At 43.8% G+C, this 20,356-nt stretch carries 23 protein-coding genes; 18 read left to right on the top strand and 5 right to left on the bottom strand.

The features are described 5' to 3' along the window. Window positions 1–67: 67 nt before the first annotated feature. The 6 genes from AC0VXY_RS17145 (at window position 68) to nhaC (ending at window position 6,890) form a co-directional block, all read left to right on the top strand. Window positions 68–427 (top strand): ArsR/SmtB family transcription factor, encoded by a 360-nt coding sequence (locus AC0VXY_RS17145; protein WP_435989681.1) that lies wholly within the window; start codon window positions 68–70, stop codon window positions 425–427. A gap of 21 nt (window positions 428–448) precedes the next feature. After that, entirely contained in the window at window positions 449–2,548 is a 2,100-nt protein-coding gene (locus AC0VXY_RS17140; RefSeq protein WP_475525992.1) for a heavy metal translocating P-type ATPase, read from the top strand. Between the two features lie 852 nt (window positions 2,549–3,400). Beyond that, a complete protein-coding gene (locus AC0VXY_RS17135; RefSeq protein ID WP_475525991.1) occupies window positions 3,401–3,586 on the top strand; it encodes a hypothetical protein in 186 nt (61 codons plus the stop codon). Window positions 3,587–3,615: 29 nt separating this feature from the next. Beyond that, a complete protein-coding gene (locus AC0VXY_RS17130; RefSeq protein WP_475525990.1) occupies window positions 3,616–4,143 on the top strand; it encodes a P-loop nucleotide/nucleoside kinase family protein in 528 nt (175 codons plus the stop codon). 104 nt (window positions 4,144–4,247) lie between these two features. Next, window positions 4,248–5,348 (top strand): amidohydrolase, encoded by a 1,101-nt coding sequence (locus AC0VXY_RS17125; RefSeq protein WP_475525989.1) that lies wholly within the window; start codon window positions 4,248–4,250, stop codon window positions 5,346–5,348. A gap of 123 nt (window positions 5,349–5,471) precedes the next feature. After that, complete coding sequence (nhaC, locus tag AC0VXY_RS17120) at window positions 5,472–6,890, top strand: Na+/H+ antiporter NhaC (protein ID WP_475525988.1); 1,419 nt, start codon at window positions 5,472–5,474, stop codon at window positions 6,888–6,890. Window positions 6,891–6,895: 5 nt separating this feature from the next. On the opposite strand, the gene AC0VXY_RS17115 is transcribed toward nhaC, so the two are convergent. Continuing rightward, window positions 6,896–8,146 (bottom strand): transcriptional regulator, encoded by a 1,251-nt coding sequence (locus tag AC0VXY_RS17115; protein ID WP_475525987.1) that lies wholly within the window; start codon window positions 8,144–8,146, stop codon window positions 6,896–6,898. An 86-nt stretch (window positions 8,147–8,232) separates the two neighbouring features. Between AC0VXY_RS17115 and AC0VXY_RS17110 the strand changes: the two genes are divergently transcribed. From AC0VXY_RS17110 to AC0VXY_RS17085, 6 genes are all read left to right on the top strand, one after another. Beyond that, entirely contained in the window at window positions 8,233–9,342 is a 1,110-nt protein-coding gene (locus AC0VXY_RS17110) for a mandelate racemase/muconate lactonizing enzyme family protein (protein ID WP_475525986.1), read from the top strand. Window positions 9,343–9,355: 13 nt separating this feature from the next. Then, on the top strand, window positions 9,356–10,063 hold the full coding sequence (locus AC0VXY_RS17105) for a GNAT family N-acetyltransferase (protein ID WP_475525985.1): 708 nt from the start codon (window positions 9,356–9,358) through the stop codon (window positions 10,061–10,063). Window positions 10,064–10,217: 154 nt separating this feature from the next. Beyond that, the gene (locus tag AC0VXY_RS17100) at window positions 10,218–10,559 is read left to right on the top strand and encodes a hypothetical protein (RefSeq protein ID WP_475525984.1); all 342 of its coding nucleotides are present in this window, start codon (window positions 10,218–10,220) and stop codon (window positions 10,557–10,559) included. Between the two features lie 51 nt (window positions 10,560–10,610). Further along, the gene (locus AC0VXY_RS17095; protein WP_475525983.1) at window positions 10,611–11,126 is read left to right on the top strand and encodes an RNA polymerase sigma factor; all 516 of its coding nucleotides are present in this window, start codon (window positions 10,611–10,613) and stop codon (window positions 11,124–11,126) included. Then, on the top strand, window positions 11,113–12,159 hold the full coding sequence (locus AC0VXY_RS17090; protein WP_475525982.1) for a hypothetical protein: 1,047 nt from the start codon (window positions 11,113–11,115) through the stop codon (window positions 12,157–12,159). The genes AC0VXY_RS17095 and AC0VXY_RS17090 overlap by 14 nt, the downstream gene beginning before the upstream one ends. Before the next feature lie 143 nt (window positions 12,160–12,302). Further along, window positions 12,303–12,596, top strand: a complete 294-nt coding sequence (locus tag AC0VXY_RS17085; RefSeq protein ID WP_475525981.1) for a DUF3784 domain-containing protein — start codon at window positions 12,303–12,305, stop codon at window positions 12,594–12,596. A gap of 34 nt (window positions 12,597–12,630) precedes the next feature. Here AC0VXY_RS17085 and AC0VXY_RS17080 read toward each other — a convergent pair whose 3' ends face one another. Continuing rightward, window positions 12,631–12,870, bottom strand: coding sequence for a hypothetical protein (locus tag AC0VXY_RS17080; protein ID WP_475525980.1), 240 nt, complete (start codon window positions 12,868–12,870; stop codon window positions 12,631–12,633). A gap of 239 nt (window positions 12,871–13,109) precedes the next feature. Between AC0VXY_RS17080 and AC0VXY_RS17075 the strand changes: the two genes are divergently transcribed. After that, complete coding sequence (locus tag AC0VXY_RS17075) at window positions 13,110–13,625, top strand: MgtC/SapB family protein (RefSeq protein WP_430340057.1); 516 nt, start codon at window positions 13,110–13,112, stop codon at window positions 13,623–13,625. 97 nt (window positions 13,626–13,722) lie between these two features. Here the strand turns inward: AC0VXY_RS17075 and AC0VXY_RS17070 are convergent, their stop codons facing one another. The 3 genes from AC0VXY_RS17070 to AC0VXY_RS17060 all read right to left on the bottom strand — a co-directional run bounded on the left by AC0VXY_RS17070 (window position 13,723) and on the right by AC0VXY_RS17060 (window position 14,948). Continuing rightward, a complete protein-coding gene (locus AC0VXY_RS17070; protein WP_475525979.1) occupies window positions 13,723–14,139 on the bottom strand; it encodes a hypothetical protein in 417 nt (138 codons plus the stop codon). 223 nt (window positions 14,140–14,362) lie between these two features. Continuing rightward, window positions 14,363–14,821 (bottom strand): putative toxin-antitoxin system toxin component, PIN family, encoded by a 459-nt coding sequence (locus tag AC0VXY_RS17065; RefSeq protein ID WP_475525978.1) that lies wholly within the window; start codon window positions 14,819–14,821, stop codon window positions 14,363–14,365. Further along, window positions 14,811–14,948, bottom strand: a complete 138-nt coding sequence (locus tag AC0VXY_RS17060) for a hypothetical protein (protein WP_475525977.1) — start codon at window positions 14,946–14,948, stop codon at window positions 14,811–14,813. The genes AC0VXY_RS17065 and AC0VXY_RS17060 overlap by 11 nt, the downstream gene beginning before the upstream one ends. Window positions 14,949–15,433: 485 nt before the next feature. Here AC0VXY_RS17060 and AC0VXY_RS17055 point away from each other — a divergent pair, with 485 nt between their 5' ends. The 5 genes from AC0VXY_RS17055 (at window position 15,434) to AC0VXY_RS17035 (ending at window position 20,324) form a co-directional block, all read left to right on the top strand. Then, window positions 15,434–16,708 carry an ABC transporter substrate-binding protein gene (locus AC0VXY_RS17055; RefSeq protein ID WP_475525976.1) on the top strand — a complete coding sequence of 425 codons (1,275 nt, stop codon included), beginning with the start codon at window positions 15,434–15,436 and terminating at the stop codon, window positions 16,706–16,708. A gap of 91 nt (window positions 16,709–16,799) precedes the next feature. After that, a complete protein-coding gene (locus AC0VXY_RS17050) occupies window positions 16,800–17,690 on the top strand; it encodes a carbohydrate ABC transporter permease (protein ID WP_475525975.1) in 891 nt (296 codons plus the stop codon). A 15-nt stretch (window positions 17,691–17,705) separates the two neighbouring features. Beyond that, window positions 17,706–18,515 carry a carbohydrate ABC transporter permease gene (locus AC0VXY_RS17045; RefSeq protein WP_475525974.1) on the top strand — a complete coding sequence of 270 codons (810 nt, stop codon included), beginning with the start codon at window positions 17,706–17,708 and terminating at the stop codon, window positions 18,513–18,515. Window positions 18,516–18,523: 8 nt separating this feature from the next. After that, window positions 18,524–19,267 carry an MBL fold metallo-hydrolase gene (locus tag AC0VXY_RS17040; RefSeq protein WP_475525973.1) on the top strand — a complete coding sequence of 248 codons (744 nt, stop codon included), beginning with the start codon at window positions 18,524–18,526 and terminating at the stop codon, window positions 19,265–19,267. 271 nt (window positions 19,268–19,538) lie between these two features. Beyond that, entirely contained in the window at window positions 19,539–20,324 is a 786-nt protein-coding gene (locus AC0VXY_RS17035; protein WP_475525972.1) for an HAD-IIA family hydrolase, read from the top strand. Window positions 20,325–20,356 lie beyond the last annotated feature (32 nt).

The following is a 20,356-nucleotide window of genomic DNA, read 5'->3' as shown; positions in this document are numbered from 1 at the left end:
TTTTTATCATATAAATAAGAATACATGAACACATTGTCATATATTGAAATAGAATAGGAGTGTCGACATGCGAAAGAATAATAATCATGAAGAGCTGAATGGGCATAATCAGGATGAAAAAATAGATGAGCCGTGTGTGGAGATTGATGAAGAAACGTTATTTATCGTCACTCAGACGTTTAAAGCATTGTCAGAGCCTACTCGTGTAAAGATTCTTCATCTACTCGCGCAAAAGGAACACTCTGTTAATGATATTGCTGAAAAGCTGTCGCTGCTTCAAACGACCGTATCTCATCAGTTACGATTTTTGAAAAATTTACGACTGGTCAAGTATAGACGCGAAGGCACGACATTGTACTATTCTGCCGATGATGATCATGTCATGAACATGCTTCAGCAAACGATGCACCATGCGAGACACCACTAAGGAACACTGGGGGAGTTCAAGATGGACGAATATAAGCTTCAAGGACTCACGTGCGGAAATTGTGCGCGAGAAATGGAAGAGGAAATCAATAAGCTTGAAAATGGAGAAGGATCGAGAATTCTCTATAATAGCAGCAAATTAATCCTGAATAAGGGCGTGGATATGCAAAAAGTGGAGAAGATCCTCTCATCGGATGGAGCAGTCCTCGTGAAGGATCATGGGGATGAAGAGGCTCATGACCATTCCCACGAGCATACGAACAGCAGTCACATGCAGATCCTGCTTGGAATGTCAGCCATCATCTTTTTCTCAGCGATCTATGTCGATTCGCAGTTGGATAATCTGGTACCGGTCATCATGTATCTGACGGCAGCTGCGACAAGCGGATATCCAACCTTCATCAAGGGAGCAAAGAATATACTGAAATTCAAATTCAACATCGACACGCTTATGACCATTGCCTTGATAGGCGCTTTTTCCATAGGAGAATGGAAAGAGGGGACGCTTGTAGCCATTCTATTCGGCGTCAATGAACTGCTTGAAGGAATGGGCATGGAAAAGGCAAGGAAGTCCATGGAGGAATTAATGAAGGTCGCGCCGAAAGAAGCGATTCTGATTGAAGGGGACAAGGAAAGGGTCGTACCGATCAGTTCGTTGAAAGCAGGGGACCTTGTCCTTGTGAAATCAGGTCAGAAAATCCCGTCAGACGGAATTGTCGAATCGGGGAAGAGTTCAGTAAATGAAGCGGCCATAACCGGTGAAGCCATGCCGGTGGAAAAGGAAAAGGATGAGAAAGTCTTCGGGGGTAGCATCAACAACGAAGGAGTGCTCAAGGTAAGAATTTCGAAAGAATACAAAGATTCTTCCCTTGCGAAAATCCTTCATTTAGTCGAAGAGGCCCAGGAAACCAAGACTCCGACAGAACAATTCATCAATCGATTTGCCCGGTATTATACACCAATCATCATGATCGTGTCCGCATTGGTGATACTTGTTCCTCCCCTTCTGTTCAATGGGGACTGGGGAGAATGGTTCTATCAAGGGCTGGCCGTCCTCATTGTCGGCTGTCCGTGTGCATTGATCCTGTCGTCTCCGATCGCCATCGTGTCCGGAATTGCCCGCAATGCGAAAAACGGAATCCTTGTAAAAGGTGGCGTGTTCCTAGAGCAACTCGGAAAAATTGATACCGTTGCATTCGATAAAACGGGTACGCTTACCAAAGGGCATCCTTATGTAGAAGAAATGGCTGTCTACGATCAAGAAAACTTTTTCCGGATTGCCGGTTCAATCGAAAAATCTTCTTCACATCCGATTGCAAAGGCCGTCATGAAAAAAATCAGCGAAGACGCAATAAACCAGGCATTCTCGGAACCTGAAGAGATCAACACCATCTCGGGTCAAGGGGTATCCGCCGTGATCGAAGGGAAAACCTACAGAGTCGGAAACGAGAAAAGCCTCGAATGCTCCGTTCCGTCTGAAGTCGAGCAAAGAATCCAAGCGTTGAAAGAGAACGGGTATACGCTTGTGATCGTCTCAAGCGATACAGAAGTTCTTGGATTATTCGGCATCACGGATGAAATCAGGGAAGAAAGTAAGGAAATCATCCAAGACCTTTATGCTGCCGGCATTAAACAGGCAGTGATGCTGACGGGAGACCATGACAAGACGGCAGAAAAAGTGGCAAAGCAAGTAGGATTGACCAATTACTATGCAGGTCTCCTGCCAGACGAAAAAGTCGCTAAAGTAAAAGAGCTCACAAGTCAGGGGAAAGTGGCCATGGTCGGTGACGGAATCAACGATGCCCCTGCTCTTGCTACGGCAGATCTGGGAATCGCCATGGGTAAGGGAACCGACAGTGCCATAGAAACCGCTGATATCGTGCTGATGCAGGATCATCTCGGAAAACTTCCCTCCGCCATCAAGATTGCGAAAAGGGTCAATAATATCATTAAAATCAACATTTCCCTGGCATTGGGGTTAAAACTGATTGCGTTACTCCTGACCATTCCAGGGTTACTGACACTATGGATTGCCATCCTGTCTGATATGGGTGCAACCATTTTGGTGACGTTGATTAGTTTGACGGTAATGGTGGGGGAGAAATCGAAAGTGTCAAATTAAATGAAAGGAGCGGGATGATCCCTGCTCCTTTCATTTTTTTATTGGGTATTACAGGGTTTTCGCAGCTGTTTGGAAGATCAGGCTAAGTACCAGAGCTGATAAATAGTCGGAAAAATTCCGCTTAATTAGTCATTACTATTAAAAATAGCCAAAATAGCCGGAAGAATGAGACTGTCGATTAATTAAAATGTGAAACTTTTACTTGACCTCACTGAATCTCAACTGCTATTTTAATGCACTAGAGAGTCACGATCGTTTACAAAAATCCCCTTGAGACGCATTTAAATCGATTTTCAGACAGTTAAGGCTAAAAAAGGGGGTCAAGATACTCTGGGTAATACTAAATTGATCATTGAAACCTAACGAAATTTTAAATTTTTATTTGTCTAAAATATGGAGCATTTATTAAAAGTAGTTAATCGACGGTCTCAGAATTCCGTCTATTCACCTGAAAATACAAATATGGTTGAATTTTTCTGTGCATAAGCGGAAATCCTCCGCCTATCTAACCCAAAAACAAGGTCCGAGCTGATGATAACCGGAAAATTTCCGCTTATAAACTCGCCACATATAGGGCTGGTTCGACCCAAGCGGGGAGGGCTCTTACTTTTCTTTACGTATGAAATCCGGAGAAAAAAGCATCAAATCACATTACTGTATATGAGCTCATCCTTGCTCTTTATGTTAACAAATAGTACCACTATATTTTTGCACCCTAAACTTGGGTTATTAAAAAAGTTTTTACAATTTTTTCTAATGGTGAACTGGTAGTATGCTAAACTTACATATAAAGAATCTAGTGTTTATTTGCTAAAGAATAATCCAAATGAGGTGCCAAATCGTTCGGTTGACATGATAAAACAGGCTCAATTCGTTGAGGAGTTAGTTTGCAGTCTTACGAATAAAGATGTTACGTTTCATGATTGCCTGCTTGAAGATAAACCGGAGACATTTCATTTTGGGTTGAAGAGCATTCGAAAGGATCTTCCGGAGCATTTGGTGAAGACGAATAGGGCATTGATAAGCGATTTAGTTTAGGCAGATCCTGTTGAAATGGGGGCTCACAAATGTTTGATACGTTTAATTTTGACCTGATTTACCGTGAACGAAATGATGTAACCACATTAGTGGTCATGATGTGTGGTGTGGCGGGTTCCGGTAAAACGACTTTTTCACAAATATTGGAGCGATCTGGACTTGTTCGTCTTTCAATCGATGAAGAAATATGGTCAACGAATGGTCGTTGGGGGATTGATTTCCCAATGGAAAAGTTTGAGGAATATAGAAAAGATGCAGAAGTAACATTACGCAACCGTTTAATAAAGTTAATCCACGATAAACAACAGGTGGTGATTGACTTTAGTTTTTGGGACCGTGGGAGAAGGAATCGATATAAAAAACTGATCGAGGATTCCGGCGGTAAATGGATACTGGTTTATTTGAAGGTTCAAGAACATGATTTGCGTGAAAGACTTAAGGTACGTAACCAGCGTTTTGATGCAAATTCCTTCCCGATTTCAGAAGAGCTTTTAGTGTCATATCTTAATGGTTTTGAAATACCTCAAGGAGAAGGGGAAATAGTGATAGACAATTAAAAGGTCGTAAGTAATAGTGCAGGCCCATGCTTTTTGAACAAAAGCAGGAATTCCCCTCCCCATCTCAGAATACAAAGTGAAAAAGAAATGAAAGGAGAATGGGTATGAATGTTGAAAAACAGATATTAGACTGGTTCACTCATTTCCACACTCACCCTGAAATGAGCTGGAAGGAATATGAAACAACGAATAAGATTGCAGCAATTTTGGATGAACTGAATGTAAGCTACAGGAGATTTTCTGATGTAACAGGGTTGATTGCTGAAATAGGGGAAGGGGATGAAGTGACGGCTGTGCGCGCGGATATCGATGCCTTGTGGCAAGAGGTGGACGGGGTGATGCAGGCGAATCATTCCTGTGGTCATGATGCCAATATGGTGATGGTTCTCGGAGCGCTTCTTTATTGCCTTCAGGACCCTCCAAAGGATAAGCGGATCCGTTTCATTTTTCAACCTGCAGAGGAGAAGGGGAATGGCTCGCTGACCATGATTGAGAAAGGGGCACTTGAGGACGTCCGGTATTTATTCGGGGTTCATTTGCGACCGAAAGAAGAGTTAAATCACGGTTCCTTTTCGCCTTCGGTTCATCACGGGGCAGGCATTTACATGGAAGGAAAAATTAAGGGTGTTGATGCCCATGGTGCGAGACCTCACCAGGGGAAGAATAGCATCGATGTGTTGATGAGCATCCATTCCTTATTAAAAACGATCTATTTGTCTCCATTTGAATCATATTCTGCCAAACTGACAAAGCTCGCTGCAGGAGGGGAGAATTTAAACATCATTCCGGGGAATGGGGAGTTTGCCATCGATGTACGTGCCCAGAAGAATGAGGTGATGGAAGAGATACAGAGTCGTCTTAATGAAGGGGTCGATTGGATTGCCAAGCTGTACGGAGTCACGATTGAATATGAATGGACAGACTATACACCTGGAGCGGAAGTGTCTGCAGAAGCTGAGAGCATCACCAGGGAAGCGATTGTATCCATCGCGGGTGAAGAAGCATTGGCTCCGCCGGTCATTACATCGGGCAGTGATGATTTTCATTTTTACACAATCAAGCATCCGGAAGTAAAAGCGGCGATGATCGGGGTCGGTGCGGATTTGACTCCCGGGCTGCATCATCCGGACATGACGTTTAATGTTTCTTCGCTGAATCAAGCGGCAAAAATATTGGCTGAGACGTTAAAAAAAGCATCATCTTGATTGTAAACGGTACCAAAAACGGATTGACGACTCCAACTTCTGCCCTTATGATACTCATATAGCGACTATTTAACGACAATTAGCAATAGTCAAAAAACTGAGTGCTTTCAAGGGGGAATTTGGATGAAGAAAGAAATGTCTTTTTGGCTGGCAATCATACCATTGATTGTCATGATTACGGTAATGGCCATTACAATCGTGGTTTTGGAGCAGGGGCCGCACATTCCTCTGATCATTGGTACAGTCACGGCTGCACTTGTCGCCTGGTTTTCGGGGTTCAAGTGGAAGGATATAGAGGAAGCGATGTATAAGGGGATTCGTCTTGCTTTACCTGCCGTCGTCATCATCATGCTTGTGGGATTGACGATCGGTGCGTGGATCGGCGGCGGAGTCGTGGCGACGATGATCTATTATGGTCTGAAGATGATCACACCTTCGCTTTTCCTATTATCGATTGCTGTGATCTGTGCGGTTGTGTCGCTTGCGATCGGAAGTTCCTGGTCCACAATGGGGACCATCGGTGTTGCAGGCATGGGAATCGGCATTAGTATGGGGATTCCGGCTCCGATGATTGCGGGTGCCATTATCTCCGGGGCTTATTTCGGTGATAAGATGTCGCCGCTCTCAGATACAACGAACCTGGCTTCGGGACTGACCAACACGGATCTTTTTGTACATATTCGCCATATGCTTTACACGACGATCCCGGGCTTTGTGATTGCCCTGGCTGTATATGCTTATTTAGGAAGGAACTTTGGAAAAAGCGGCGTCAATACCGAGGACATTGAAAAAACGATCGGGGTACTGCAGGACAGCTTTGTTGTCTCACCATTTTTACTGATTGTACCACTGCTTGTCATTGTGCTCGTTGCCCGGAAAGTTCCGGCCATCCCTGCCCTGATCGTGGGGATCATTCTTGGGTTTGGGGCACAGGTATTCATTCAGCATGATTCGTTTGCGGATGCTGTTTCTGCTCTTCAAAGCGGATACGTAATCGAGACGGGCAATACGATGGTCGACGACCTGTTTACACGGGGAGGACTTGATTCCATGATGTACACGGTCTCGATGACGATCGTCGCGATGACCTTCGGGGGGATCTTGGAGCACACAGGTATGCTTCGTTCCATCGTCAACCAGATCCTTAAGGTGACTAAAACAGCGAAAGGCCTGGTGGCTTCCACTGTGGTGTCTTGTTTTGCCACAAATGCATCATGCTCTGAACAGTATATTTCTGTCGTGGTGCCTTCAAGGATGTATGCAGATGCCTATAAGGAAAAAGGACTGCATTCAAAGAACCTGTCCCGTGCCCTTGAAGACGGGGGGACGTTGACATCGGTCTTCATCCCATGGAATACATGCGGGGTCTTTATTCTAGGAACGCTCGGGGTCCATGCATTTGACTATGCGCCATATGCGGTGTTGAATTTTATCGTGCCGATCATCTCCATCATCTATGCCTTTACGGGCTTCACCATTACCAAGCTGAGTGAAACGGAAATGAAGGCAATGGAGCAGGAGGATGCCACACTTTCCTCCTGACCCGGTCAATAAATAGGGAAGGTCAGTTCATAAATGGCGCGCGGCCTTCCTTGTGCATAGGTCATTTCTTCTCCAATGATCTTGGCTGAACCATTGTCGACCAGCTTCTTCAAGATTCGTTCTGTGGAGCGCCGTGTGATTTGCATGTAGTCAGAAAGCTCTGCCGCAGTGAAATCACGGGATGAACGGGATTTGTAGAATTGAATGATTTTAGATAAATTCGATGGACTTAATTTTAATTGTTTGGCAAGGGACAGCATTTCTGGAGTATCATTTTTCAGATGCTGTTTCTTGCTTTTATCAGGGTAAGGTCCTGACAACTCTTTTTCCTCATTTAGAATAAAAGCGCAGCCATCAGGATCAACCTTTCTGGCAAATACCAACGCGGTCTGTGCGTTTGCCTCTGCCTCCGCTGCTGTATGACCGTATCCGAAGCCTGCAAGAATAGGGTGTTCAAGGAAGCCGGTGCTTTCCAGAAAATGTTCGATGCTTCCCCTATTGCTGTAGATTGTGTAGGAAGCATCATCCTTATTTTCTTGGAGTGTTCCGTTCATCAAGCGGGCGATTTCATGGAGACGTTCATGTTCACCTTCCCAATTTTGAACGGAAAGTCGGACAGCAGCGATTGTGGCTGCTTTTCGTTTAGAAAGAAGGGATTGGGAATAAGCTTCATCAATGGCACGTATGAGCGACTTGGCAGGATCAATCATTCTCATGCAAGGGATATGCAACTCGACAAGCCGGTCATAAACCGCATGGATGCTCGTTAAAGCCAACTCCGTTTTACCTTCTTGAAATAATTGGTGGTGGAATTCTGTATAGTCATTGATGTTAAAGGTATGGGGCAGGCTGTCTTTATAATCCATCACATTTCGGGGCGGGTTCTTGAGGTGTAAGTCTGACTGGGCGTGATCGATGAGAGAACAATCCATCAAATCGATGGAGACACGGTCTGGTTCAATCTGATGATGGTGCAGGATATATAGCAGTGATGTCACAAGGGCTGTTTCATCCTGTTCCAGGTAAAGGACCGGGACAGATAGTGTGCGGCATTCTTGTTGTGAAAAAAAGTAAGGCAGTGCTCCGGAAAACAATACGGCATCACAAGGCGTGAGGTCTTTCATAAGCTTGCTTGCTTCCTGAGGTTCATCGTACATATAGGGAACCAGTTCGATACTGTTCAAGTCATAAGGGATGGACGTCAAGGCACGTTCGATGAACTCCCTGGACCCGATCAGGGCGATTTTCGTTTTCATGACAATCTCCTTTCTGAATTAACGACTATATAACGACATTATACCAAGTGGAAAGAAAATTTGTTAGTTTAAGGAGTGTTTAACATATGATCATAAAAAAAATCAATCTGTATGCCATTCGATTACCACTGAAACAGCCTTTTATCATCAGTTACCATACCTATGAGGATATGCCTTCAATCATTTTGGAAATGGAGACGGACGAAGGAATCATTGGATACGGTGAAGCGGTGGCGGATGAACATGTGACAGGCGAAACGTGGGAGAGTACATTTCAAGTACTTCAGCACACCCTCGCCCCGAAACTGATTGGAGAGAATCCGTTTCATATTGAACGAATTCATGAGCTGATGGATAAAGCCATTTACAATGCCGCGACAGCTAAAGCGGCCATCGATATTGCTTGCTATGATGTCATTGGAAAAAAAGTGAATCAACCCGTTTATCAACTGCTCGGCGGCCGGTATCATGACGAATTCCAGATTACCCATGTCCTCAGCATAACAGAACCGGACATGATGGCAGACGAAGCGGCCAATATGATCGAGGAAGGTTTTCAATCGTTTAAAATGAAGGTTGGAACCGATATCGAACAGGATATTGAAAGAATCCGGAAGGTGAGGGAACGTGTCGGGGTGGACGTGCCGATCCGTGTGGATGTGAATCAGGGCTGGAAGAACAGCAGTCAGACATTGAAGGCACTAGGGCATCTTCAAGGGCTGAACATCGATTGGCTGGAGCAGCCCGTTTTGGCAGATGATCTAGATGGGATGGTCCGGATCAAATCCAGGACAGATATCCCCCTCATGATCGATGAAGGGCTGAAGGGCGTACGTGACATGCGTGAAATCATCCGGAAGCAGGCAGCGGATAAAGTGAATATCAAGTTGATGAAAAGCGGCGGGATCTACCCGGCAGTGAAACTTGCCCACATGGCTGAGATGGCCGGGATGGAATGCCAGGTCGGTTCGATGGTGGAGTCCTCGATTGCATCAGCAGCCGGATTCCACGTGGCTTTTTCCAAAAAGGTCATCACTAGTGTAGAATTGACGGGTCCGATTAAATTTTCACAGGACATCGGAGAACTGCATTATGACGTCCCATTTATCCGACTATCGGACAAAGCGGGCCTCGGTGTTACAGTAGATAAAGATATTCTGGAAGAGCTGACGGAGTTTAAGAGTATCGTAGAGTAAGGAGCATGGAATCATGGATCATCTATTCGAGGGATTTCTTGATAAAAATAATGAATCATACAATGTCCGTTTGTTAACTAAAGAACATATGAGCCAATTACAGCAGCTGCAGGAGCTTGTGGTGGATACGTTGACAGAAAAAAAGAACCTGCAGCCCCTGACGTATGAGGAATTGGACTATATACTAACCGGAAACGGACTGATGATCGGCGCCTTTACAGAGAAGGGATTAATCGCATTCCGCGCCTTGTTAGTCCCCCCTATTGATGAAGAGCATCTGGGGCTGGATGTTGGACTCGAGGCAGAGGAACTGCCACGGGTCATCTATCAGGAAATTTCGAATGTACACCCTGATTACAGAGGCAACCGGCTCCAGCAAACACTGGCTCATCTGATCATGCAGGAGCTGGGGGAGCTGGATCAAAGGTTCACCTATGTGGCGTGCACCGTCGCTCCCTTTAATATTCCCAGTTTAAAAGATAAGTTCAAGCAGGGAATGGAGATTGCTGCCCTTAAGATCAAGTACGTCGATCAATTGCGCTATATATTCATCAAGTCACTTGTTGGAGAGGGCCAGGGGGGAGAGATCTCCGAGATTGCCAGAGTTCCCATGGGGGATGTCGAGGGCCAGCAGGCTTTATTGGATGAAGACTGGCGCGGGATTTCCATGGAGGAAGATGATGATGGTGGGTATAGGGTGTTGTATGTGAAGAGGCAGTGAACGGCCTAACAGCGGGTTTGTGTTGAGAGGCAGAAAATTTATCCTTCACCTTGAGTGTCCTCTTTTTAATAAGCGGAGTTTTTCCTGTTATCGTGCAAAATAGGGCTAGGTTCAGGGGGAATAAGCGGAATTTTTCCGTTTAAGGCAAGCCAAAGTGGTCCATTTTAAAGCTTTTAGAGTAAATAGACGGAATATTTCTGTCTATTACTCGATATTTCGTGCAGAATTCCTCAATAAGCGGAATATGTCCGCTTATGACGGTCGTTTATTTTATGGGTATTTAGAAATTGCTAAAAAAATGCTTGGAGTATCTGTCTCCAAGCATTTTTATTATCTTTATGAAGTCTTCACAGGCTCATTGGACAGCATGCCTGATGAAACTTTCCTGAACATCCGATGCTTCGTTTTAAATAACGAAAACAATACGCACCCCGCCAAAACGATCATGCTGCTGCCGATATTGGGGGAATTTATGAAAAATTCACTTCAAACGTGACCAATCTATTACCAATTGCGTCTAAGTCTAGGAGGGAAAGGGGGAACAGTTTTGGACCAACAAGAACTAAATGAATGGTTTACACAATATGGAGAATCGATCCTCACTTACATACTGTTAATGGTACGAGACTATCAACAGGCAGAGGATTTAACACAGGAAACCTTCCTGAAAGCCTATAGAAGGAAACAACAATTCAAACAGAATTCATCTGTGAAAACATGGCTATTTTCCATTGCACATAATGTGACGATTGACCATTTCAGAAAAAAGCACCCGCTGAAACACTATCTCGGCCTAACAATGGAGGAGAAAGACGGCATGCCGTTGCCTGAACAAATCGTCGAGATGAATGAAGAATCGGAAGAATTATACAGAGCCATTCAACAATTAAAGCCAACATACAAACATGTCATCATTCTAAGAAAGTTGAAAGAATTTTCAACAACAGAAACAGCCCATGTGTTGAACTGGTCAGAAAGTAAAGTGAAAATGACGCTAAGAAGAGCGCTGGTTGAACTGGAAAAAGTATTAACGAGGGGAGGGGTCATCAATGAAATCAACTGATCCATTTAAAGAATTGGAAGAACAGCTAATGGTAACAGACGAATCGAAAGATCAGCTTCGAAGTAAAATTATGCAGAGCACAAATGAAAGGAAGAAGAGCCATCTAAAAAAATATGGATGGATTGCGGCAGCGTGTATGCTCTTTATTGTCACATCCCCGTTCTACTCAACCACGATGGCAAGTATTGTGGCGAAAGTGTTACCAATCACGATCACTCCACAGATTTCAGACGGCGAACCCAACCCCAATTTGACTTCTGACCTTTTTAAACTAGTCGAAAAGGAAGGATACCGAGTAGGTTCAGTTGGAACAATACCGTCTCCCTTCACGATTGAAGTGTCGCTCGTTTTGGGGGATTCCACATTAAAGCAAGCGAAAAAAGACCTTGAATCCAAAATCACCAATTATCTATATGAAAACGGGTACGACGATTACGAATTAAAGATTATTAAAGCACCTGAAGTTCCCACTCATGAGGGAAGCGATGGCTTAAATAAGGAATATGATCAAGTACGAGAGATAGTGAAAGAAGTATTCGCTTCCTATGGATATGCCGAAGAGGCTGAGTATGAGTTAGCAGGTATGAAGGGGGCCGGCGCTTCAACAATCGTCACCATTGATATGCCGGACCATATTGATGAATCAAAGGAAATCATTGCAGACATTAAAAATGAAATAAAACGACAGGATCTAGATGTGAAAGATGTCGAGGTGGATACTTTCAACTTACAGCATCGTCAGCAGGATAATCGATGGTCAATGATTTCTTCAGATATATACGATGCCATGGCAGGGAAATCGACGTATAAATTGGCCGGACTTTCGTACCAAGTGAAGGATGGACACTCTTATGTGTGGATAAAAACAGAGCTGGATAAACCACTTCCCGAAGAGCAAATCGAAGAAATTGAAAAATCCGTACAAGATTATTTGGCTTTACCAGAAATCAAAAAGCAAATTCGGAATGACGAGTATACGATTGAATTTTTGTTGAAGAATGGGAAGTCGTTTGTAGAGATAACGAATCAATAGTTGTTTCAAATTTTAAAAGCTGTCGAGATAGTCTCGACAGCTTTTTATAATTTCAAAAACTTAGATCTATGAATATGGTAAAATATAACTGTTAGGAATTGTCTGCAAGGAGGAAACTAAATGAAATACAAGTATGTGAAAGAATGTTTGTAGCTCAAATGATATTCATTTCAATAGGAATACTCACTATTATTATGGGTTTGTTGGTATGGAAAAAACGTTCCTACAAATTGATGGCGGGATATGTGGAAGGCAGCATCAAGAATGAAGCTGCGTTTGGAAAAGTGAATGGAATTTTCGTTATGGTCATGGGGATATGGACCATTGCTTTTAGTTTCTTTATGGATTTGCTGAGTGTAGGGGTGTTTATTGGATTATTGGTCGTTATTGTCGTCTCCCAAATCGTGATAAATCGTAAAATGGCTGACAAGTTATAGAATGAAGAAGGTGGTTCAAGGCTTTGTGTATGTTTCACTTCATTATCAGGAGTCGCGCGATTGTCGGATTTTGTAGAATGGCAGATATATAGGAAATATGGCAGATAAAATGACAGAACGGCAGATAAAAGAATAATATGGCATGCAAACTGTCAGAATGGCAGATCAATCCTGGAAATGGCAGATAACCATCCAACGGAGCGGTCAACAGTACTAAAGCCACGGCTGAGAGAAGGATTCCTTCTAGAAGAAGACCTGGTATTAGCAATTCCAAGTGGATAGTGGTTATTCCTCTCTCAATAACGAGGGGATTTTTTCTTCCCACGAAAAATCGTTCCGGCTAAATACAGCATTGCTATCATAAAATAATTAGTGTACGATAAAAAGAAATTTTAACGAACGAATCCTAGTAGAAGATATAGAAGGGACACTTACAAGGCGAACGGTATGATTTTTTCATAATAAGCAGATTCGTTTTGGTAAGGGTCTCTTTTGTTTAAGGAGGATGGCGGCATGGCGCATTACATCAATGGATTGACAGACTTCTTCTGGCAGCATGACATCTATTTCCGGATTGTGGTGAGTGCGGTGTTGGGGTTCATCATCGGATGGGACCGGTCATCAAAGAATAAGCCGGCCGGTTTGAAAACCTATACGTATGTTTCGGTGGCGTGTACGTTGATTACGATCGTTTCGATTGAAGGCGCTAATATGCTCAGTGAACCGGATAGCGGGAAGATGATGGATCCACTCCGTCTCGCTGCCCAGATCGTATCGGGGCTCGGGTTCTTGGGTGCGGGTGTGATCCTGAAAGATGGACTGAGGGTGAAAGGGCTCACGTCGGCAGCGATGATTTTTTACGTTGGGGGTATCGGAATCGGCATTGGAGCAGGGTTTTATTCGATTGTCATCTTCGCCACACTTGTCACCTTCATCATGACAAGGATCGGAAACTTCTTTGAAGAGCGGGAGATCAAGGCGATGAGTTTGCCGAAGCTCCGGAAGAAGAATGATGAAAAAGAGGACTGAATGTAGGTTGAGAATTGATATGTGTTGAAGTTCAATTGGCTACTTGGAGGAGGTAGATTACGTATCGACAGTCTTAGTATTTTTAAACGTGATCTCCCTATTTTATCTCCATTTCTTTCTCATTTTCAATCTCATCCATCTCTTCATGGGTCATTCCAAAAGGGAAATCACCATCTGTGTAGCCTGCAATGAATGCAAAGGTGTCATCCGAATCGAAGGAATCTTCTAGTTCTCGAGCTTTCTTCTTCATTCTTTTCCTTTCTTTTTCTTCTTCACGTTTCCTAAGTGTGTTTCTTACATCTTCTTTATCTTGGTTGCTTATGGTAACTCCCATTCTTCCAAGTTCTTTCATTGAGTTCTTCAGGTTAAGGCCGAATTTTCTAGAATATGCCTTAACTATATTCTCATCGCCTTTATACTCCTGGGTCCATGCAAGACCAAGTTCTTGCCTTTCTTCCTTCAGTAACCCCCAGAATGCCTTCTTCTTGCTTTTTCGTTTTTTCTTTTTTGCCATGTTTCATCCCTTCCTTTACAACAAGATGTCCTAAAACTATGTTAGCAAGGATTATTAAAAATCCGCAAATAAATACATGTATAATAGGGAAAAGAAGTATATATTGAGGAATATAACTCTGTAGATATAGATTTTTATCACAATAAGTCATCCCCATCTCTTTTTCTATTCACCATGAATTTCTTCATAATAAAAAAAAACCCACTAACCAGTAGGCAGGTTGTTAATTATTAAGTTCAATAACTCCATTCTTTTCTTCATAAATACTTATAAACTCATTTGATCCAATGATGACTAACTCATCATATTCACGTTCGTGCATACCTGCTTTAAAATCATCAGAAACCAAGTAGTTTGCATCACCTTGTAAGGCGCATTTTAAGAACATATCATCATACTCATCATTCGTCTTTTCAATTATAGTGTTCATGGTATTTACTGAAGTGGAATGATAAAACAACTCAGAGATAAAATTTAGTAGTCGAATTCTAATTTCTGTATCATCAATATTGTGCCGAGCGAAATTCTTAATTGTATAAAGTAGTTCACCAATCGTATCTTGCCCAAATAGTAATTGAACTTCTCTATTTTTTATCAATTCGAGAATTTTCTCACAATCTTCATCCCCTTCAAACCAACCAGAAATGAAGATATTAGTATCTACAACTAGCTTATTTCTCATATCTCTTATTACCTAAGGATTTTCTAGCCTCTGAGGCAGTCATTTCTTTATTTTTCATGTTTGATCTGATAATATTTTTAATTTCATCCATAAACTTTAACTTGTCTACTTTGTTTGCGGTTGCCATGTCCTTTTCCTCCTCATAACACATACTATCACCGCCTTTTCTGTAATAATAACAGTTATAGTATGAGTATTGGTTAAAAACATTATACCAAATTAATACAATTTATCAATTATTTTTGTATAATATGGTGGCCAATGGCATATACTGTAGTTTATTTTTTATCTACCCGACAAAATGCAAATCTAAGCATCAAATTACTTTTCATTTACAAAAATATTTGTTGATAATTTTTTATAATCGTAAAGTAAAGGTAACCAAGTTTGGCGAAAAAGCCTTTGTAAAAGATATGTAAATACCAAGAATTTCATTGCCAACTTTTAGTTAATGTTGTATTATTGTGAATAATCAGACATATATATTAGACAAGTTTTAGTCTAAGGGTAGAGATGAGGAGAATCCCTGTGACCAATAAAATGCATGCCACATTTTTGTGCTGCAGTTTATTGTTCATGGGTTTTTTTATGAAAAAAAGGGGAGGAAATGACATGAAGATCAGGCTTTTATCATTCGTTTTAGTGTTGATGGTTGTGTTTGCCGGATGTAGCAGCAGTGATACCGCTGGAGGTGAAACGACAGAGATTGATTTCTGGTTCCCGGTAGCGGTTGGCGGGGATGTGGCGAAGATCGTGGATGGGTTTGTGGCGGATTTCGAGAAAGAGAATCCCGATATCAAGGTGAATGCGAAATACGGAGGAAGTTATGCGGAGACGATGACACAGGTGATGGCGTCGGCCCAGGCAGGAAATTCACCTGAGCTTGCCGTATTATTCTCCATCGACCTTTTTACGTTGCTTGAGAATGACTTGATTGAGGAATTGACGCCGATGTTTAAAGAAGATTACTTGAATGATTTCTATGATGGATTCATGGCGAACTCTTCCATTGGTGATAAAGTGTACAGCTTGCCGTTCCAGCGCAGTACGATTGTCCTTTACTACAACAAGGACGCTTTCAAAGAAGCCGGACTTGATCCGGAAGCTCCACCTGAAAACTGGGATCAGCTCGTGGAATACGGGAAGAAGCTGACGAAGAATGGCGGAAAGGACCAGTGGGGTCTTGAGATTCCAAGTACCGGCTATCAGTACTGGATGTTCCAGGCGTTAGCTCTTCAAACTGAAAAGAATATCATGTCCCAGGATGGAAAAGAAGTGTATTTCAATGCTCCATATGCAAAAGAAGCAATGGATTTCTGGTTATCCCTTGGGAAGGAACATAAAATCATGCCGGAGGGCGTCATTGAGTGGGCAACGGTTCCTTCAGACTTCCTGAGTGGAAAAACGGCGATGATGTACCATACGACGGGGAACTTGACGAATGTGAAGAACAATGCGGACTTTGAATTCGGTGTGTCCTTCCTGCCGGCGAACGAGCAATATGGTTCCCCTACAGGCGGCGGGAACATCTACTTATTCAAAGACCTGCCAAAAGCAAACAAGGAAGCGGCCGTCAAGTTCATGAAGTTCCTGACTGAACCAGAGCGGGTAGCTCAGTGGTCGATCGATACAGGATATGTAGCCACCACCGAGTCGGCTTATGAGACAGACGTGTTGAAGAAGTATGTTGAGGAATTCCCTCCTGCACTGGTTGCACGTGAGCAGCTTGAATATGCAGAAAGTGAACTCGCCACCTATCAAAATGGTGAAGTACAGAAAATCTTCAATGATAACATTCAATCGATCTTAACGGGTCAAAGCCCTGTGGATGAAGGATTGGACAATGCACAGAAGAAAGCGGAAGACGTGTTGGAACCATTTCAGTAAAGGGCAACAGGTGAAGCATTGAATGGAGTGGAGCTCAAGCGGACAGTGTGCTGATCTTGGGCCCCTTTCACAAGAAAGGTGGGACTGATCGATGTCAACGAAGCATAGAAAATTCAGTTCCCGGGCAAGGAATAATCTGTTCGCCTACGGGTTGCTGTTACCTTCTTTCATCTTTTTAACATTGTTTACGTTTTATCCGACGCTCAAGTCAATTCAGCTAAGCTTCTACAGCGGTCCGATGACGAGGCTCCAATTTTCCGGAGTGGAACAGTATAAGGAAGTCTTCGGAGATGAAATATTCAGGAAGGTCATATTGAACAACATCCTCTTCATGATCGGCACCGTGCCCACAAGTTTGTTCCTGGCGATGTATCTAGCCATCTGGTTGAATAAGAAAATGGCGGGAAGCGCTTTGCTCCGTACATCTTTTTTCTATCCGACGATCGTTCCGCTCATTGCGGTGGCGAATATTTGGCTTTTCATCTACACGCCTCAGTATGGATTACTCGATAACTTTCTCCATACGTTCGGCCGTGGGGATACAAGCTGGTTGGGGGACCCGAGTACCGTCATGGTTGCGATGATTGTCATGATCATCTGGAAAGATGCGGGTTTCTTTATGATCTTCTATCTGGCAGGTTTGCAGAATTTACCGCAGGACGTGTATGAAGCGGCAGAGATGGAAGGGGCGAAACCGTTCCAGATGTTCCGTCATATCACGTTTCCTCTTCTGATGCCGACGACGCTGTTCGTCATGATCGTGGCGATTACGAATTCATTCAAAAACGTCGACCACCTCTACATAATGACCAAAGGTGGACCGGATAATGCCAGTAATCTATTACTCTACCATATTTACGAAGCGGCATTTACGAACTGGGACCTTGGCAAAGCCGCTGTGCTGACCGTGATCCTGATCGTCATCATGCTCGGTATCACCGCCTTCAACTATTTGTACCTTGACCGGAAAATCCATTATTAAGGAGGGGAAGAGACAATGAAGAAATTGAACTATGGCATCATTATTGTTCTAGGGATTCTTTCCTTCATCCCCCTGCTTTGGGTGATCATCACTTCTTTCTCCCCGGGGAATCAAGTGATTAATGGAGGCTTTCCATTCTGGGTCTCGAATCCGACGTTTGAGAACTACATCCAGGCGTGGGAGACGGCACCATTTCTGCAATACTATTTCAATACGTTCGTGATCGTGTTTGGCGTGTTGATCGTCCAGATCGTTACGGTTACCCTTGCAGCCTATGCGTTCGCACGGGTGAACTTCACCGGGAAGAATGTCTTGTTCATCCTGTTCCTGCTGCAGCTGATGATTCAGCCTGAAATCCTGCTGTTTCCGAACTACCAGGTCATCAGCCAGCTGGGACTTGTCAATACCAAGCTTGCCGTCATGATGCCGTATTGGGCGTCGGCGTTCGGGGTATTCCTGATGCGCCAGACGTTCAAGCAGGTTCCATTTGATCTTGATGAAGCGGCAAGAATGGACGGATGTAAATGGTATCAAACCCTGTGGCATGTCTATATCCCATCGGCGAAACCGACCTATATTGCCTTTGCCCTTGTCTCCGTCAGCCACCATTGGAGCAACTTCATGTGGCCGTTGATCATTACGGATTCCGTGGAGTCCCGCCCATTGACCGTCGGACTTGCGTTATTTGCACAATCCTATGAAACCGGCGCGCAGTGGGGGATGGTTGCTGCAGGTACGGTTATGGTCATCATGCCTTTGGTCATTGCCTTCTTCCTTTTTCAAAAACAATTTGTATCGAGCTTTATGCACTCAGGAATTAAATAGGAGGGGATATGATGGACATTCATTTTTTAGGAACGGGGAGTGCATATCCCGGTTCGGAACGCGACAATACCTCTATCTGCTTCTCGAATGATGAGTATCATGTGCTGGTCGATGTGAGCGGAAATCCTTGCAGGAAGCTGAAGCAGCTGCAGGTGGATTTAAAGAAGCTTGATGCAGTCGTGTTCACCCACTTTCATATTGATCACATTTACGGGTTGCCATCCTTGCTATGGGGGATGTGGCTTGAGGACAGGAGAAAGCCGTTAAGGATATTGTGTGACGTGCGGAATGAGAGGAAGCTTCAGGAATGGCTCGTGACGATGGAAGCCGATCAGTGGCCGATCGCCTTTTCAATCAAGATCGAGACCTTTGATGGTGACGAGGAAAAGGAAATTCTGTCTGGAGGAGGAATGACATTTTCCTGCTTTAAGGCATTACATTCGGTTCCGACTGTTGGCCTTGAAGTACGATGTGCCGGACGGGTGCTCGTATATTCGAGCGATTCGGAAATCAACGCACGGATTGGTGAGTATGACCATATAGATGTGTTAATCCATGAAGCAACGTCTGCCCGTAAAGTGGCAGGGAACCACAGCAGTCTTGTTGAGATTGTTAAAAAATATGACGTGGAAAGAATCGGGAAAATCATTCTTGTCCACTTATCCGACGGGGAATCGTATGTAGAAGAGGTGGAGAAGCTCGGGACATCTAAGGTCATCATTGGTGAAGACTTGATGACCCAACACATGTAAATGAAGAGGTACAAGGATAAAGATGAGGAGATTCCTTGGGTATGATGAAAAATCCAATTATTCAATTGGAGAAATCGTCATGCTCAAGGAATTTTTTATTGTAATAAGAGAGATTAACTTGAATGTGAGAATTGGCCAGCTCCAGCGCCTAGCCCCTCGAGACATTCCGGTCCGACGAATGAAGTCAAAGAACGACTTTACCCGTCGGCCCTCCAATGCTTGTCGGGGCTGAACTAGGCGCTTGCGCTTTTCTAATTTGGAGGGGGTACAGATGAAGAACTTAAAGGGGTATATTTTTGACTTGGACGGGACCGTGTATCTCGGCAAGCAATTGATAGAGGGTGCAGACACCACCATCAATGCACTTCTCAGGGAAGGAAAAAAAGTGCTGTTTCTAACCAATAAGACCATTGAGTCCCGTCAGCGCTATGTGGAAAAGTTGCATGGATTCAATATTCGGGCTAATCTTGAGAATATTTTGAATCCGACGGTCACACTGATTGACTATTTAAAGGAACATCACCCCCAAGCGACATTGTATGTGATTGGTGAGCAGCCCATCAAGGATGAGCTGACACTTGCGGGATTCAGGGAAGGAATGACACCGGCTGAGGTTGATATCGTCGTGCTGTCATGGGACCGGGATTTTCATTATGACCATTTGAATTTTGCCTACCAGTCGATTAAGCTAGGCGCGAAGATGATAGCGACCAACCCAGACAAAACCTGTCCGGTAGAGATGGGCGATGTGCCGGACTGTGCGGGGATGATCGGGGCGGTGGAAGCCGTGGTCGGGAGAAAGATTGATGTCCAGATTGGAAAGCCATCCATCCTGACCATCAAGGCAGCATTGAAAATATTACAACTGAAGCCGGAAGAATGCGTCATGATCGGTGATCGCCTGGAGACCGATATCCGGATGGGCATCGAAGCTGGGATGAGAACGGCCCTTGTGCTGAGCGGGATCACCACGGAGGAGGAATTAAGGGGGACGGTTTGGACGCCGGATTATGTGTTGGAGTCGGTTAAGGGTTTGTTGTCGGAAAAGAAGTTATAAGTAGCAAATCGGGGAGGGTTCTTACTCTACTT

The sequence above is a fragment of the Rossellomorea sp. QJM3NY_18 genome (assembly GCF_056173145.1).
This window is presented reverse-complemented; position numbering and strand designations above follow the sequence as displayed.

Excerpts from the sequence above, each read along its gene's own strand:
- AC0VXY_RS17130 (WP_475525990.1), top strand. The coding sequence starts at position 3,616 with ATGTTTGATACGTTTAATTTTGACCTGATTTACCGTGAACGAAATGAT.
- AC0VXY_RS17040 (WP_475525973.1), top strand. The coding sequence starts at position 18,524 with ATGATGGACATTCATTTTTTAGGAACGGGGAGTGCATATCCCGGTTCG.
- nhaC (WP_475525988.1), top strand. The coding sequence starts at position 5,472 with ATGAAGAAAGAAATGTCTTTTTGGCTGGCAATCATACCATTGATTGTC.
- AC0VXY_RS17070 (WP_475525979.1), bottom strand. The coding sequence starts at position 14,139 with ATGGCAAAAAAGAAAAAACGAAAAAGCAAGAAGAAGGCATTCTGGGGG.
- AC0VXY_RS17090 (WP_475525982.1), top strand. The coding sequence starts at position 11,113 with ATGAAATCAACTGATCCATTTAAAGAATTGGAAGAACAGCTAATGGTA.
- AC0VXY_RS17065 (WP_475525978.1), bottom strand. The coding sequence starts at position 14,821 with ATGAGAAATAAGCTAGTTGTAGATACTAATATCTTCATTTCTGGTTGG.
- AC0VXY_RS17115 (WP_475525987.1), bottom strand. The coding sequence starts at position 8,146 with ATGAAAACGAAAATCGCCCTGATCGGGTCCAGGGAGTTCATCGAACGT.
- AC0VXY_RS17045 (WP_475525974.1), top strand. The coding sequence starts at position 17,706 with ATGAAGAAATTGAACTATGGCATCATTATTGTTCTAGGGATTCTTTCC.
- AC0VXY_RS17135 (WP_475525991.1), top strand. The coding sequence starts at position 3,401 with ATGATAAAACAGGCTCAATTCGTTGAGGAGTTAGTTTGCAGTCTTACG.
- AC0VXY_RS17075 (WP_430340057.1), top strand. The coding sequence starts at position 13,110 with ATGGCGCATTACATCAATGGATTGACAGACTTCTTCTGGCAGCATGAC.
- AC0VXY_RS17140 (WP_475525992.1), top strand. The coding sequence starts at position 449 with ATGGACGAATATAAGCTTCAAGGACTCACGTGCGGAAATTGTGCGCGA.
- AC0VXY_RS17145 (WP_435989681.1), top strand. The coding sequence starts at position 68 with ATGCGAAAGAATAATAATCATGAAGAGCTGAATGGGCATAATCAGGAT.
- AC0VXY_RS17125 (WP_475525989.1), top strand. The coding sequence starts at position 4,248 with ATGAATGTTGAAAAACAGATATTAGACTGGTTCACTCATTTCCACACT.
- AC0VXY_RS17060 (WP_475525977.1), bottom strand. The coding sequence starts at position 14,948 with ATGGCAACCGCAAACAAAGTAGACAAGTTAAAGTTTATGGATGAAATT.
- AC0VXY_RS17105 (WP_475525985.1), top strand. The coding sequence starts at position 9,356 with ATGGATCATCTATTCGAGGGATTTCTTGATAAAAATAATGAATCATAC.
- AC0VXY_RS17035 (WP_475525972.1), top strand. The coding sequence starts at position 19,539 with ATGAAGAACTTAAAGGGGTATATTTTTGACTTGGACGGGACCGTGTAT.
- AC0VXY_RS17055 (WP_475525976.1), top strand. The coding sequence starts at position 15,434 with ATGAAGATCAGGCTTTTATCATTCGTTTTAGTGTTGATGGTTGTGTTT.
- AC0VXY_RS17110 (WP_475525986.1), top strand. The coding sequence starts at position 8,233 with ATGATCATAAAAAAAATCAATCTGTATGCCATTCGATTACCACTGAAA.
- AC0VXY_RS17050 (WP_475525975.1), top strand. The coding sequence starts at position 16,800 with ATGTCAACGAAGCATAGAAAATTCAGTTCCCGGGCAAGGAATAATCTG.
- AC0VXY_RS17085 (WP_475525981.1), top strand. The coding sequence starts at position 12,303 with ATGTTTGTAGCTCAAATGATATTCATTTCAATAGGAATACTCACTATT.